Source organism: Streptomyces sp. NPDC054887 (genome assembly GCF_053610585.1).
Genome location: NZ_JBSGYQ010000018.1, coordinates 14,004 through 28,135, shown reverse-complemented (window position 1 = coordinate 28,135; position 14,132 = coordinate 14,004). Strand labels below are relative to the sequence as shown.

Sequence of the window (14,132 nt, the reverse complement as noted above, 5' to 3'; positions counted from 1 at the left end):
CCGACGATCACCGAGTATGGGCCTGCCAACGACGCGGTACCGCTCCGCGCACAGTCGCTCCAGGTACCCGCCCTGACCTTGTGCCGCGGCACTGTCTGCCACCCCGGCTACCGGTGCCAGCACCTCAAGAACCCACGTACAGAGGCGCAGCACAACAGCGGGGTCCTCCCTACGGGCCTGCACGGCCTCGCGCCCGGAAGGCACCGCAGGGGGCTTCCTGGCAGCTCCCGGCCTTGGAAACTTTTACGCATCCCTAATGCCTGCCGTTGCACTCAGCGACACTGGTCCTCCGCCGGAGGGTGGACCCGCTGTGATCCGGACGGGAACATGCACGCATCCTGCGGATCACCACGCGGTGAGGGCTCAGCGAGTGTCGCGGGATGCCTGTTCTCGCTGTTGGGCGTTGTCGACCGGGTCGCGGCGGAATGCCCAGTTCATCTTGGGTTCCATTGCCCAGCGGAACAGACGCAACACGAACGGCGTGCACAACAGGGTCACCATGGCGGCCATCGCCATGGTCAGCAGAACCGATCCAAGTGGGGTGGAAAGCCAGGAGTACGTCTCGAACACCCCCGCGTAGACCGCTCCCTTCACCACGAAGCCGTGGAGTAGGTAGCCGCCCAGCGTGCCCGCGCCCAGCACCGTGAACCACATCGTGCGGCCGGGGACCCAGGCCAGGAAGCAGGCCGTCAGAACAAGCGAACAGCCGAAGAGGGCGAACGTCATGACGGCCCCGACCCACCACGGCACCCCCCTCTCCTGAGTGGCACTGCTGTGGTAGAACCACCCGAGCTCAAGGCGGGGTGCCACCCAGTACGCGAAGAGGACGGTGCACAGTACGACGGGAAGGGCCAACAGCCTGACCTCACGCCTGCGCACCATCCGGAAGTGCTCCGGCTTCAGCAGCAGGCCGAGCACGAAGTACGGAGCGAACTGCAGCACGCGTTGGAGGTTGAGGTCGTCTCCGATGTTGGGCGTCACGGAAGCGAGTACGGCGAGGCCGAGCGCGACGGGCAGAGGATGGCGCAGTGACTGCCAGACCGGGGTGGTCAGGCGCCAGACGAACAGGACGATGAGGAACCAGTTCAGGTACCAGGGGTCGAGCAGGCTGATCGGCTGGTCGGAATCGTCGGCCCACCATCTGAAGAGGGTGTAGGCGGTCTCGAAGATCACGTATGGCACGGCAACGCCGGTGATCAGGCGCTGGATCTTCTTGGCGCTCATGTCGAAACCGCGCGAGAAGTATCCGGAGATGACGATGAACGCCGGCATGTGGAAGGTGTAGACGACGAGGTACAGCGCACGGGTCGCGCGACTGCCGTCCATCACGGGTTCCCACATGTGCGCCACGCCCACGAGCACGATCAGCAGGTACTTCGCGTTGTCGAAGAACGCGTCCCGCTGCTTCGCGGCGCCGGGCCGGGGCGTAGCCGTGACGGGCCGTGCATGGGGGGTTTGGAACTGCGGCTCACGGAACGGTGGGTACGGGGCTGTGCGTCCGTGAGGAGCGTGTGACATCTGAGGCACCCTCGTGTCGTCTGTCGGTGCCCTGGAACGTCGCCCTGGCACTTTGCCATCGCGCGCTTACCCCGTCGGGGGTGAGATACCGCGGGAGCCTTATGGCGTGTGTCACACCCGTCGCTCACTGGGTTCCACCTTGGCTGGCGCAGCCTCTCCTTCTTTGCACGGACAGGGGGGCGTGCACCGAGCCAAGGAACCTCTCGCCATCGCGTACGAGCAACCGGGTCTGGTTGGCCGCGGCCGCGGCGTCCAGGATCGCGCCCGTGTCGTCGACGGCTTCGACGCAGCCGCTCTTTGCGGCGGGCACATGAACTGCACCCCGGGGCGTGCTCCCGTAGGCGTCGAGCCCGCACACTGCTCCAGTGGCTGGCCGGCGGGGCGCTCGGCATTCAGGCGGAATCGAGGGGCGCGGCCACTCCGGGCGGCAAGGGCACAGCGCGCCGCACCGCACATGGTGTCAGGTACCCTGACAGAAGCCCTAGGAGCCGCTGGAGGGCGAGCGCTACGAAAAGCCGTGGCGCGGCTATGCGACGTGCGGTCTGCCCAACCACCAGATGGGAGCTGGTTCTGATGGCATACGTGAAGGTGCTGTTGGCCGGGATGGTGGTCGGGGTTCTGTACGTGGCACTGCGAGTGAAAGCCCCCGCTCCCCCGCCCGTCGCGCTCTGCGGCCTGCTCGGCATGCTGCTGAGCCAGGCCGCCCTGGGAGCCCTGTGACCGCCCCGCGCAGGGCCCGTGCGGCGGCATTCGCGCGGCGGGCGGCGGTCTCACTCCTCGCCGGAACGGTGATGGGCGCGGTCTTCTGGGCACTGGGCGTCGCCGCACCGGCGCCGCCCCTGTTGAGCCTGTGCGGACTGGCGGGCATCCTCCTCGGCGAGCGGGTCGCCACGGCCCTCCGCGCACGGTGGGTACGACGCCGCCGTTCCGCCGCCCGGCGTGCCGCCCCGGGACGTACGCCTACGCCGTAACGACGGCAGCCGGTCCACGGGGCCGCCGTCTCCGGATCGTGCGGTGGACTCCCGTCAATGCTGATGGGTCACAGGTCCAGCACGAGGCGCGGGCAGGCGGCGCGCGAGACGCAGATGAACATCGTGTCGTTGCGGGCCTGTTCGGCGGGAGTGAGGAGGGAGTCGCGGTGGTCCACCACCCCTTCGACGACCGGCGTCTCGCAGGTGCCGCAGGTGCCCTCCTGGCACGAGGACAGGATCTGCACGCCGGCCTCCTCGACCGTCTGGAGGACGGTCTTGTCCGGGGGGACGGTCACCGTGATGCCGCTTCGGGAGAGTTCCACCTCGAAGGAGGCCGAAGGGGCTTCGTCCTCCCGTGACTTGGGCGTGAACCGCTCCATGTGCAGCGTGCCCTCCGGCCAGGCGGCACACCGCCGCTCCACCGCGTCGAGCAGGGGCTCGGGACCGCAGCAGTAGACGAGGGTGCCGGGGGCAGGGCTGCCGAGCAGCCCGTCCAGGTCGAGAAGGCCGGTCTCGTCCTGGGGGTGCAGTGCCACCCGGCGGGGATGGTGCTCCGCGAGCTGCCCGGCGAAGGCCATGGTGGCGCGACTGCGCCCGCCGTACACCAGCCGCCAGTCGGCGCCCCGCCGCTCGGCGGCGGCGATCATCGGCAGGAGCGGGGTGATGCCGATGCCGCCGGCGATGAACAGGTAGTGGGGTGCGTCGACCAGCGGAAAGTGGTTTCGGGGGCCGCGCACCCGGACGGTGTCTCCCTCGGCCAGCGTGTCGTGCACGGCGAGGGAGCCGCCCCGGCTCCGCGGCTCGCGCAGCACGGCCACCTGGAGGAGGGAGGTGTCCCACGGGTCGCCGCACAGCGAGTACTGCCGTACCAGATCCGGGCCCAGCACCAGGTCGACGTGGGCGCCGGGGCTCCATGCCGGCAGCCGCTCGCCGAAGGGGTGGGCGAGGCTGAGCCGGACGACGCCCTCGGCGAGGGGCTCCTTGCGCACCAGGGTCAGATCGAGCTCGACCTCGGTGCGTTGCGGGCTCGTGATCGTCATGGTGGTTCTCTTTCGGACCGGGGGCGGGACCGGGCGCGGCTTCAGGCGAAACCGCGTGCCGGGACCGGGGGGTGGACGCGGGAGCGGGCTCCGGGGCAGGGCCGGGACGGTGGCCCTCTGGATGGCCCTGGAGCCAGTCCCACAGCTCCACCGGGTCCTCGAACTCCCGCCGCGCACCGCAGTGGCAGACGGCCAGCAGCCGGTCGGTACCGAGCACCCAGTGGATGCGGTGGACGTTCTCGCCGGACAGGACGGGTGGGTGGAGCGGCGTCATCCGGCCACCGTCCGGGCCTGCGTCGCGGCCCCCTCCCGGGCCAGGCGGGCGAGGATGCGCCGGGCGGCGAGTCCGCCCGTGTCGATGTTGATGCTCAGCTCCTGGTAGCCGGCCGGCTCGGTGTCCAGGGACTTCTGCAGCACGTTGAGGGCCACGACGTCCTGCATGACCACCGTGTGGTTGTTGCCGCGCAGGAAGTCGGTGACCCCCTGGTCGTCGAGGGCGAAGTCGCGGGCCACGGCCCAGAAGTCGTACGTCGTCTTCTCCGTCGACGGGGTGATGCCGTAGACGACTTCGACGTGGAAGGCGTGCGGGTCGCTGCCGTCCGGGTTCGGGCCGGGTGCGCCGGCGGGCGCGATGCGCGAGTGGAGCAGGTAGAGGCAGGGCGCGTGGTACTCGATGTCCTGCCAGCGGGTGATCCGGCCCTCGATGCCCGTCGACTTCGCGTAGAACGGAGGGCATTCGGCGTCGTCCATGTGGCGGCTGACGTGGACGATGCCGGCCGCGTCGTCGACCTCGGTGGTGATGGGCGTTTCGGCCACCTCGGGCGTGCCGATGTAGCCGCCGTGCAGGTATGTCTCGTGCGACAGGTCCATGAGGTTGTCGACGAGCAGCCCGTAGTCGGCGTCGATCGGCTCCATTCCCGACACGACGGTGTAGTCGGGCGAGTCCATCCACGGGGCGCGGGGCGGCAGGTTGTCCCCCGGCTCGCGGTCGCCGATCCAGACCCACACGAAGGAGTCCTGCTCGACGAGCGGGTAGGTCTTGAGCCGTGCGGTGCGCGGGATGCGCTGCTGGCCCGGCACGGAGACGCAGCCGCCGTCGGTGCCGTAGGTGAATCCGTGGTAGCCGCACACCACCCGGTCGCCGTCCAGCCGGCTCGGTGCCTGCGACAGCGGGAAGCGCCGGTGCACACAGCGCTCCGACATCGCCACCGCTCGGCCGTCCTCCGTGCGGTACAGCAGGATCGGCTCGCCGAGTACGGTGCGTCCGAGCAGTTCGCGCCCGACCTCGTGCACATAGGCGGCGACGTACCACTGGTCGCGTACGAATGCAGTCATGATCGTTTCCTTCGAGTGTGGCGTTCAGTGCGTGGTGCCGGCGGCCGGAGTGGCGGCGGCGGGCTCCGTATGCGCTGCCGTGGCGGGGCGCAGCAGCAGGAGGATGGCCGCGGTGGCGAGGAAGATCAGGCTGACGGCCAGGTAGAGGTTCTGCGGGCTCCAGCCGGCGTCGAGCATGCCGCCGGCGACGGTAGGGGCGAGGATCGCTCCGATGCGGCCGACCGCGAGGGCGCTGCCGAGTCCGGTGGCGCGGATCCCCGGGCCGTACGTGGCCGGGGTGAGGGCGTACAGACCGGCCACGCAGCCGTTGGCGAACAGGCCGATCACCGCCCCGAGGACGAAGGCGGCCCCCAGCGAGGACGTGGAGGCGATGAAGGCCGACAGCATCACGGCTGTGGCGATGAGGTAGGCCATGAGTACGGAGCGGAGCGCGAAGCGGGCGGCGAGGACCCCGAGCGCGGCCGCGCCGAAGATGCCGCCGAGGTTGAGCAGTGTCCCGCCGGTGAGGCCCTGGGTGCCGGACAGGCCGGCCTCGACCAGCAGGGTCGGCGTCCAGCTGGTCACGAAGTAGAAGCCGGCCATGACGAGGAAGAAGGCGGACCAGAGCAGCAGCGTCGCACGGCGCAGCGCGGGTGAGAGCAGTTCGCGGAATCCGGCCCCGACTCCGGACGGTACGGCGGTGGGCTCGGGCAGGCGCTCCAGCGGCGGTTGGCCCATGCGCCGCGCCAGGGCGTTCATCCTCTCCAGGGCGCCCTTCGGCCTGCGGGAGGCCAGGAAGTCCACGGACTCGGGCAGGCAGAAGTAGGCCAGCGGGACGGCGACAGCGGTGGCCAGGCCGCCGGTCAGGAAGACCGAGCGCCAGCCGAACTGCCCGATCATGCCGACCGCGAGCAGCCCGCCCACGGTGGCGCCGACCGCGTAGCCGGTGGAATTGAGGCTGACAGCGAGCCCGCGCCAGCGGCGGGAGGCGTACTCGCCGGCGATGACGTTGCTGGCCGCCAGGACGCCTCCGATGCCGACTCCGGTGAGCACCCGCAGCAGTCCGAGCTGGACGGGTGACTGGCTGACCGAGGAGAGCAGCATCCCGGTGGCGGCCACCGCCAAGCAGCCGAGGATGACCGGGCGGCGGCCGATCCATTCGGCCCACGGGGCGACGAACATCGCGCCCAGTGCCATGCCGACGAGGCCCGCGCTGAGCAGCAGCCCGAGCTCGGACGAGCTGAGTTCCCACTCCGCCGACACGGCTTTTCCCGTGAAGGCCATGACGAGTACGTCGAAGCCGTCGAGCATGTTGAGCAGGACGCACACCGCGATCGCGCCCCATTGGAAGCGGCTCATCGGCCCCTCGTCGAGGGCGGCGCGCAGAGAGGGGCCGGTCACCGGACGGTTCCGGAAAGGGGAGAAAAGGGTGGCAGAACCATGGCAGCACTCCGTTGTCGACTGCGTGATGGTCGTCGACGCCCTCCGCTCCGCTGGGGCCCCCACCCCGGAGGACGTAGGCGGGCGGTGCGGCCCCGGCGGACCGAGGGGCGTCGACCGGTGCGGACCATCGTGGGGGCGGCGCCCCCGGGTCACCAGGGGTCTTTCCGGATGCCGGGAAACGTTCGCGGAATGCCGGCCGCGCCGCCGTGGCGGACGGACTCAGGGCCTGGCCGCAGGGGCTTGGCCCGCGACGCGGCGTGGGTGGGTACGGAGGTGCGGGCGCAGGACTGCGGGGTTCAGACCTGCGGCGTGATCATGGCGCGGGAGATCGCGCGGGCGCTGGTACAGACGAGCCGGGCCAGCGCGTGCGCGGAGGTGCTGCCGTGGCGTACCACCAGTGAGACGGCGGCCATCACCGTACCGTCGCTGCCGTGCACCGGGGCGGCGACCGACAAGGCGTCCATCGTGACTTGGCGGTCGCTCACCGCATAGCCGTGGGTGCGGGCCTCGGCGAGCATGCGACGCAGCTCCCGCGGATCGGTGACCGTGCGTGGCGTGAAGCGTTCGAGGGGGCCGGCGAGCGCCTGTTCCTGCACCTCGGTGGGGGCGTGCGCGAGCAGTACCAGCCCGACGCCGGTGGCCGTGAGGGCGAAGCGCCCGCCCACGCGCGTCAGCACGGGCACCGCACCGGACCCCGCGATGCGCTCGACGAAGACCACCTCGGTACCCTCGCGGACCGCGAGCTGAACGTTCTCCCGGGTGATCTGGGAGAGGTCTTCCAGGAACGGCAACGCCCGCTCGCGCAGGCCCTGTCCGCGCGGCGCGAGGGAGGCGACTTCCCACAGCCGCAGGCCGACGCGATAGCAACCCTGGTCACCGCGCTCCAGCGCTCCCCAGGCGATGAGCTCACCGAGCATCCGGTGCACAGTCGACACCGGCAGCCCCGACCGCCGGGACAGCTCGCTCAACGTCATCTCCGGGCAGCTCGCGCTAAACGCCCCGAGAATCTGGAGGGCGCGGCCCAGCACGGGCCCGGTGGCCGACTGGGAGCTCCGGCGGCGGGTCGCCGGGGTGCCTCCTTCGTCCGCCGCCGGTGATGGCTCCCCATCGGCATGCTGCGGCTCGTGTACGAGCGAGTCTTCCAAGGCGCCCTCACCCATTCCCGACTGTGCGTTACGACCGGCCGTCGCGCGGCCGCGCCCGCGGCGGACGGACGACCCGTGGGCGACTCGTCCGACGCCGTGGCGGTCAGTGTGCAAGAAGGTCGCGGCCACGTCGAGACGTCGAAACGCCTCTGTCGCGGCCTCGCCGCAGAAGGCGAGCAGCGCGGAGCACGACTGGAGGGCCGCAGCGGCCCTGCCGACGGGACGGTCCACCGCACGGGCCGGGGGCACACGGTCCCCGTTCTGGAAGGGGTGAGGGCGTCGTGATCGCGCGGCAGTGGTGACGTGACGGCCAGTCATACCGCGCCCTGGACGCATTTGGTACGGCCCGGCCTCGGCGTCCGCATGTCCGTAGGGAGCCAAGGGTCTCGGACAGGTGAACAACGGATCACGCACGGCCCATCGACCGTGCGCCGAGCCGCCACTACGTCTGGGGCAGGTTGCGGTGGGTGGACTGCACCTCTTTCTCACCATGAGGCCGGGCTCGTACCAACGCTTGATTACCGGCACTCTTCCATGTCAGGCTACCTGACATGCTTGGCAGAGTCCCATCACCGGAGGACACATGACCATCGAGTACGCCACCCGCTACCGGCAGGCATCCCGGATACCCGCGGACCCCGGGAAGCCCTACTTCATCGAGAGAGGAGAGGGAGACCGCGCCCATCTGTTCGGCGACCTGATCACCATCTACGCCGGGGGCGAGCAGACCGAGAACACCTTCAACTTCTTCACCGTCGAAGGCCCCAAGGGCGACCTCATCCCGGCCCACCTGCACACCGACACCCACGAGGTCTTCTACATCACCCAGGGCGCGGTCCGGCTGTTCGTCGAGGACACCGAGGGCGACCAGCAGGAAAAGCTGCTCACGCCCGGTGACTTCGGCTTCGTACCCAAGAACTGCCGCCACGCCTACCGCATGGAGCGCCACCACAGCCAGGTGGTCGGCGTCGCCGCCGGCCCCGGAGGCACCTTCGAGCGGTTCTTCGAGAACTTCGGCGCACCTGCCGAGCAACTCGGCCTGCCGCACCAGCCGGTCGTCCCCGCACCCCACAAGTTTGCCACTGTCCCCGAGCAGTACGACGTACGGTTCCTGCCCGACCACCAGTGGCGGACCCGATGACGGCAACCGAACCCTCCCTGCGGGAACTGATCGCCGCGCCCCACCCCGACCACGCTCCTCTCCCGCCAGCCACGTCGCACGACGCCGGCGTACGAGAACTGCGCGGCGTCCCCTACGCCGATGTCGAGGGCAGCCGTCCGCTGGAACTCGACCTGTGGTTGCCGGGGGCCGTCCAGGAGGAGCCTCTTCCGCTGGTGCTGTTCGTGCACGGCGGCGCCTGGCGGCGCGGCCGGCGCGACGACATGGGGATGCGCACGCGCCACTGGAGTCCCGGACCCTTCGCACGCATCGCGGCCGCCGGTATCGCCGTCGCCTGCGTCGACTACCGACTCAGCGGTGAAGCCACCTTCCCCGCCCCGCTGGACGATCTGCGCGCCGCACTGCGCTGGCTCACCCTGCGCTCCGCAGAACTCGGCATCGACACCGCGCGCACAGTGGCGTGGGGAGAGTCCGCCGGCGGACACCTGGCCTCGCTTCTCGCCCTGACCCACGCCGATCCGCCACTGGCGGGCGCCGTGATCTGGTACGCACCGAGCGACCTGACCTCCACACGAGGCCGCTTCGCCCCGGAGAACGCCGCCACCCCCGAGGCACTCATGCTCGGCGCGGCCCCGTCAGCCGCCCCGGAGCGCGCCCGGGCAGCCAGCCCTCTCGCCCACGTCCATTCCGGCGCACCACCGTTCCTCCTCGTCCACGGCGAGCAGGACACCATGGTGCACTGCTCACACAGCCAGTCCCTCGCCACGGCACTGGAGGGCGCCCAGGCACCCGTGGAGTTGCAGACAGTGCCCGGCGCCGACCACGGCTGGCACGGGCTTCCCGATGCCCAGGTGGAGGAGATCTTCACCCTCACCCTGGCCTTCGCCCGTCGTATCGTGGCTGACCGGAGGCTGTGATCCCGGGTGCCCCGCACCTGGGCCGGCGGTGTCAGCGATCAGTGACCTCCGCTGTGGGGTGGGCGTCGGGGGCAGTGCTCACCGGCGGTTCACGGAGTGGAAGGCCCGCGAAGGTGCACCGCCTGGTACGCGACGAGCTCAAGTCCGGTCGCGAGCTGGGCTGGTCCCGCTGCGCTATCGACTCGGTGAACAGCTTCTGATGGGAGTTCACGACGCGTCAGCGTAGGCGAGGTGGGCTCCGCAGTGGGTGCAGCGGAGGAGCATGGCGGTTGCCCCTTGCCCAGGCTGGTCAGAAAGTGCTCAAGTCGGCTTTCGTCGTGCCACCCGTCGAAGCGCATGTCGGTCCGCAGCTGGTCGAGCCTCATCCCCCGTCCTGCCGCATCACGGCATGTGCCGCCGTCTCAGCACACCCTGGCGAGCCACCACAGGGGCCGGCCGCAGCGGTCAACCACCCTTCCGTACTGGCCCGGGGCACGGTGCCTGCCCATGCCTATGGCGACGTACCGCACGGCCGGCGTCGTGTCGACGCCGGCCGTGCGGTGTTGCCGGGTCAGCCGGATGTGCCCCGCTCTTGCCCTGCTGGTCAGCCGTGAGTCATCGGCGCAGAGCCCGTGGAGCCTTGCAGCATGCCGCAGCTGGCGGGGGCGGTGGCTTCCTGGGGCAGCTTCGGGTCGAGTTCGCTCTTGCCCTTGCCGAAGTCGTACTTCCCGTTGCCGTTGGGGTCGATACCGTGCTGCACCACGTGCAGGTTGGTGATGTTGTCCGCCACGGCCTTGGAGACCGTGATCGTGCGCGAGTAGGACAGGTTGCCGTTGCTGTCCGCGACCGGCATCCGGTCGACTGCCAATCCGCTGGCCTTGGTTGTGTCGCCCTTGGTGGTCAAGGAGATGTTGATATCGCCGTAGGCGGGCAGGCCCTCGGTAGTCGTGACGATGCCATCACCGTTCTTGTCCGCACCGGCGTCGGGGCAGTGGAAGTTGTGCCCCGATGTCGAACCGTGGATGTGCTGGGCGTGCGGCTGGCCGGGGACCAGGCCCTGGGCGTTGATCTTCACCGTGAGCTGCCGGCCCTGAAGGCTGAGCAGCGCGGTGCCGCCGGCGCCTGAGTCGTTGAGCTGCCGCAGATCGACCCGGTAGTCCCGGGCGTGCTTGGCCTGGGAACCACTGTCGCGCCCGTCGTGGGCCAGCACTGGTGTGGCCAGGGCGAGGGTGAAGGCTGCGGGCAGTGCCATGAGGGCTGTGAAACGGGCTGAGCGCTTGACTGTCATTGCGATGCATCCCCTTCCGGGGAGGTTCACCGGCCGGAGACCGGCTCCATTGTGGGTATTTTTCCCGTTCGCCCTCTATTCGTCGCGGTATCCGATGTGGATTGGTCGCGCGCCCCGGTTTGACCAGACCGCCGAAGTGGGTTCTGGAGCGCCCGGGGGCTCGGCCGCTCCCTCGTACGCAAGGGCCCAGCGCGACGGGGGTGGTACGGCCCAGTCATCTCCTGGAGGGCGTTGAGCTCCGCCGGCATTACGTGGCGGTGGTGGGCTCGGTCAGTCGGCGCCCTTGAGTGTGGCGTAGGCGACGCGGTTGTGGCCGTACTCGCCCCGCCGGCGGTCGTCAGAGCCTCCGCCGGTGACCAGGCGCAGTGCCGGGGGGTCTGTGGTGCCTAGACCTGGCTGTCGGGCAGCGAGTTCTTGTCTTACTGCCGCGGGGCCTGGACGGTGGATACGACGTTGCTGCGGTCGTTTCGGCGTATGGAGATCCGTCACCCGGGCGCAGGGAGGGAAGCCCTTGAAACGCGCCGGGCCCGGTGGTCGAGTCGACGTGGCCGGCCGCGCCGGGGTCGCCGGGCCTGGGACCGTGCGCTCGGCTGCGCCGACCGGCTCACAGAGGCTCGAGCTGGCCCTCAGTGCAGGGCTTCCAACCTCCTGGCCGTGGTGCAACCGCCTGTTCCAGCAGCATGCCTGACGCCTGACGAGCTTCGGTGGACTGAGAGTCTCCAGCCGCGCAGCGGGGCCCCTCACTGGATCGGTTCCTTGGTACGGCGGCCTATTGCCGGGACAGCGACCTGTTGTTTTTGCAGGTCAAGACCCTTACTTGCTTTTCGGTGACGGTGACGGTGACGGCGGAGCCCAGCCGGGTGAAGTTTTCACCTTTCTTGGACGAGGGACCAATCCGGTGGGGGGACGGTTCCGAATGGGGGCGTGAGGATCTCCGGTACGACCTTGGCCCGTGGGGGGCTCGCTGCGCTCAGCGGCCTGCTCTCCGGTTACGCTGCGCTCGCCGTCGCTGAGCTCGTATCGGCGGCGGTGCGGCCCGAGGCGGGGCCCGTCACCGCGGTGGGGGGTGCGGCGATCGACCGAACGCCGGCACCGGTGAAGGACTGGGCGATCCGGAACTTCGGCGAGGACGACAAGCTCGTCCTGCAGTTGGGCATCCTCGCAACGCTCGCCGCTCTCGGGCTCGTTCTGGGCATGGTGGCGCTTCGATACCGGCGTATCGGTTCGGCGGGTGTGCTGCTCTTCGGGGTGGTTGGTGCTGCGGCGGCCGTGAGCCGCCCCGACTCGTCCGGCATCGTGGACGGTCTGCCGTCGCTCGTGGGTGCGCTGGTCGGTGCTGTTCTCCTGTACATGTTGATCGGGAGGCTGAGGACCCAGCAAGAGCCGGCAGCCGTAGAGGCCAGGGACAGCAGCTGGGACCGGCGGGGGTTCCTTCTCGCCGCCTCGGCAGCCGCGGTCGCGTCCACCGGTGCGGGCGCTCTGGGCCGGACGCTGAACGGCCGTCGCGGCCAGGACGCGGTGGCATCGCGTTCCGGAGTACTGCTTCCCAAGCCTGCTTCAGCGGCGGCACCTGTCCCGGCCGGTGCCCAGTTGCGCGTTCCGGGTGTCAGTTCTTTCACTACACCCAGCAAGACGTTCTACCGGGTCGACACCGCCCTGGTGGTACCGAAGGTCGACGCCAACAGCTGGAAGCTGCGGATCCACGGCAAGGGCGTCAAGCGTCCGCTGACGGTGACGTTCCAGGACCTGCTGGAACGGGAGTTGATCGAGCGCGACATCACCCTGACGTGTGTGTCCAACGAGGTGGGTGGCCCGTACGTGGGCAGTGCGCGGTGGATCGGCGTACGGCTGGCGGACCTGCTGCGCGAGGCGGGTGTGAAGCCGCCCTCCCGGGGCGGCCCTGCCGATCAGCTGATCGCCCGCTCGGTGGACGGCATGACGCTCGGCACACCGGTGGACGACGTCATGGACGGTCGTGACGCGATGCTCGCGGTCGGCATGAACGGCGAGCCGCTGTCCTTCGTGCACGGGTTTCCCGTACGGATGGTCGTCCCCGGCCTGTACGGGTACGTCTCGGCGTGCAAGTGGATCGAGGACATCGAACTCACTACGTTCGACGACTACGACCCGTACTGGGTCAAGCGCAAGTGGGCCCGCAGGGCACCGATCAAGACCCAGTCCCGCATCGACACCCCCAAGCCCTTCGCCCGCCCCAAGGCCGGCACCGTCATGGTCGCCGGCGTGGCGTGGGCCCAGCACCGGGGCATCGAGCGGGTCGAGGTCCGTGTCGACGACGGTCCCTGGCAGCCCGCCGACCTCGCCGCGCAGCACACCGTCGACACGTGGCGCCAGTGGTCCTTTCCCTGGAAAGCCACCCCCGGCGGCCACACCCTCACCGTGCGCGCCACCGACCGCACCGGCGCCGTGCAGAGCGAGAAGCGCACCCGCACCGTCCCCGACGGCGCCAGCGGCTGGCACTCGGTCGTCGTCACCGTCGACTGACCGCCACCCGCCTACAGCAACCTCTTCGCCCCTGCTCTTGCCTGCAATAACTGTCTGATCACCCAAGGAGACATCGTGAACACCCTTCGCTTCCGTCGCGCCGCCGTCGCCGTCGCCGCTGCCGCGGCTCTGCCCCTGGCCCTGACCGCGTGTTCTGACAACAGCTCCGACTCCGCGTCGGACAGCGGCTCCTCAGCAGCCGCCTCCGCCCCTAAGGAGTCGACCCCCGCTGACGACACCGCGATGACGGACAAGCCGTTCGGCCCCGGATGCGCATCGGTTCCCAAGGACGGCGCTGGCAGCTTCGACGGCATGGCGAAGGACCCGGTGGCCACGGCCGCGTCGAACAACCCCGCCCTGTCCACCCTGGTCACCGCGGTCAAGAAGGCCGGCCTGGTCGACACCCTCAACAACGCCGAGAACATCACGGTGTTCGCCCCCACCAACGACGCGTTCGCCAAGATCCCGAAGGCCGACCTCGACAAGGTCTTGGCCGACAAGGCCACCCTCACCAAGATCCTCACCTACCACGTCGTCGGCGAGAAGCTCACCCCCAAGCAGCTCGAGAACGGGTCCTACGAAACGCTGCAGAAGAGCAAGCTGACCACCTCCGGCTCGGGCGAGTCCTACAAGGTCAACGACACCTCGAACGTCGTCTGCGGCAACGTCCCCACCGCCAACGCCACCGTCTACATCGTCGACACGGTCCTCATGCCCAAGTAGGCGACAGTCCCGGTCCCATCGGGACCCCACTGGCACAGCACGACCTATCGTGCGAGGAGACCGTTGCACGGCCCCGGCTGGGGGCCGTTGCAGCGGTCTCCTCGCGCGCTCCAGCGAGTCGCCGAGCGACACATCGGTATTGCACTCGCAGTACTCGCAGCAGCCGAGCACG

11 protein-coding genes and 2 pseudogenes are annotated in these 14,132 nt (G+C 69.8%); 7 read left to right on the top strand and 6 right to left on the bottom strand.

Annotated features, from left to right (window positions below; all coding sequences use genetic code 11):
• Nucleotides 1-363 precede the first annotated feature (363 nt).
• On the bottom strand, nucleotides 364-1,518 hold the full coding sequence (locus ACWGH0_RS13015) for an acyltransferase family protein (RefSeq protein ID WP_453404231.1): 1,155 nt from the start codon (nucleotides 1,516-1,518) through the stop codon (nucleotides 364-366).
• 573 nt (nucleotides 1,519-2,091) lie between these two features.
• Between ACWGH0_RS13015 and ACWGH0_RS13010 the strand changes: the two genes are divergently transcribed.
• Complete coding sequence (locus ACWGH0_RS13010) at nucleotides 2,092-2,238, top strand: DUF1427 family protein (protein WP_120720850.1); 147 nt, start codon at nucleotides 2,092-2,094, stop codon at nucleotides 2,236-2,238.
• Nucleotides 2,235-2,489: a DUF1427 family protein gene (locus ACWGH0_RS13005; protein ID WP_453404230.1), complete on the top strand. Its 255-nt coding sequence runs from the start codon at nucleotides 2,235-2,237 to the stop codon at nucleotides 2,487-2,489. The genes ACWGH0_RS13010 and ACWGH0_RS13005 overlap by 4 nt, the downstream gene beginning before the upstream one ends.
• Nucleotides 2,490-2,557: 68 nt before the next feature.
• Here the strand turns inward: ACWGH0_RS13005 and ACWGH0_RS13000 are convergent, their stop codons facing one another.
• From ACWGH0_RS13000 to ACWGH0_RS12985, 4 genes are all read right to left on the bottom strand, one after another.
• Nucleotides 2,558-3,529, bottom strand: coding sequence for a PDR/VanB family oxidoreductase (locus ACWGH0_RS13000; RefSeq protein WP_453404229.1), 972 nt, complete (start codon nucleotides 3,527-3,529; stop codon nucleotides 2,558-2,560).
• A 270-nt stretch (nucleotides 3,530-3,799) separates the two neighbouring features.
• The gene (locus tag ACWGH0_RS12995; RefSeq protein ID WP_453404228.1) at nucleotides 3,800-4,864 is read right to left on the bottom strand and encodes a Rieske 2Fe-2S domain-containing protein; all 1,065 of its coding nucleotides are present in this window, start codon (nucleotides 4,862-4,864) and stop codon (nucleotides 3,800-3,802) included.
• Between the two features lie 24 nt (nucleotides 4,865-4,888).
• Entirely contained in the window at nucleotides 4,889-6,244 is a 1,356-nt protein-coding gene (locus ACWGH0_RS12990; RefSeq protein ID WP_453404227.1) for an MFS transporter, read from the bottom strand.
• A 338-nt stretch (nucleotides 6,245-6,582) separates the two neighbouring features.
• Complete coding sequence (locus ACWGH0_RS12985) at nucleotides 6,583-7,260, bottom strand: IclR family transcriptional regulator (RefSeq protein WP_453404226.1); 678 nt, start codon at nucleotides 7,258-7,260, stop codon at nucleotides 6,583-6,585.
• A 754-nt stretch (nucleotides 7,261-8,014) separates the two neighbouring features.
• Between ACWGH0_RS12985 and ACWGH0_RS12980 the strand changes: the two genes are divergently transcribed.
• From ACWGH0_RS12980 to ACWGH0_RS12970, 3 genes and pseudogenes are all read left to right on the top strand, one after another.
• Nucleotides 8,015-8,572, top strand: a complete 558-nt coding sequence (locus tag ACWGH0_RS12980) for a quercetin 2,3-dioxygenase (RefSeq protein ID WP_453404225.1) — start codon at nucleotides 8,015-8,017, stop codon at nucleotides 8,570-8,572.
• The gene (locus tag ACWGH0_RS12975; RefSeq protein WP_453404224.1) at nucleotides 8,569-9,468 is read left to right on the top strand and encodes an alpha/beta hydrolase fold domain-containing protein; all 900 of its coding nucleotides are present in this window, start codon (nucleotides 8,569-8,571) and stop codon (nucleotides 9,466-9,468) included. Before ACWGH0_RS12980 ends, ACWGH0_RS12975 begins: the two co-directional genes overlap by 4 nt.
• A gap of 55 nt (nucleotides 9,469-9,523) precedes the next feature.
• Nucleotides 9,524-9,659, top strand: a pseudogene (locus ACWGH0_RS12970) (IS5/IS1182 family transposase); the annotation flags it as partial.
• 404 nt (nucleotides 9,660-10,063) lie between these two features.
• Here the strand turns inward: ACWGH0_RS12970 and ACWGH0_RS12965 are convergent.
• Nucleotides 10,064-10,735 (bottom strand): annotated as a pseudogene (locus ACWGH0_RS12965) (hypothetical protein); the annotation flags it as partial.
• Between the two features lie 924 nt (nucleotides 10,736-11,659).
• On the opposite strand from ACWGH0_RS12965, the gene ACWGH0_RS12960 reads away from it, so the two are divergent.
• The gene (locus ACWGH0_RS12960) at nucleotides 11,660-13,237 is read left to right on the top strand and encodes a molybdopterin-dependent oxidoreductase (protein WP_453404223.1); all 1,578 of its coding nucleotides are present in this window, start codon (nucleotides 11,660-11,662) and stop codon (nucleotides 13,235-13,237) included.
• A 75-nt stretch (nucleotides 13,238-13,312) separates the two neighbouring features.
• Entirely contained in the window at nucleotides 13,313-13,960 is a 648-nt protein-coding gene (locus ACWGH0_RS12955) for a fasciclin domain-containing protein (RefSeq protein WP_453404222.1), read from the top strand.
• The last annotated feature ends 172 nt before the right edge of the window (nucleotides 13,961-14,132 follow it).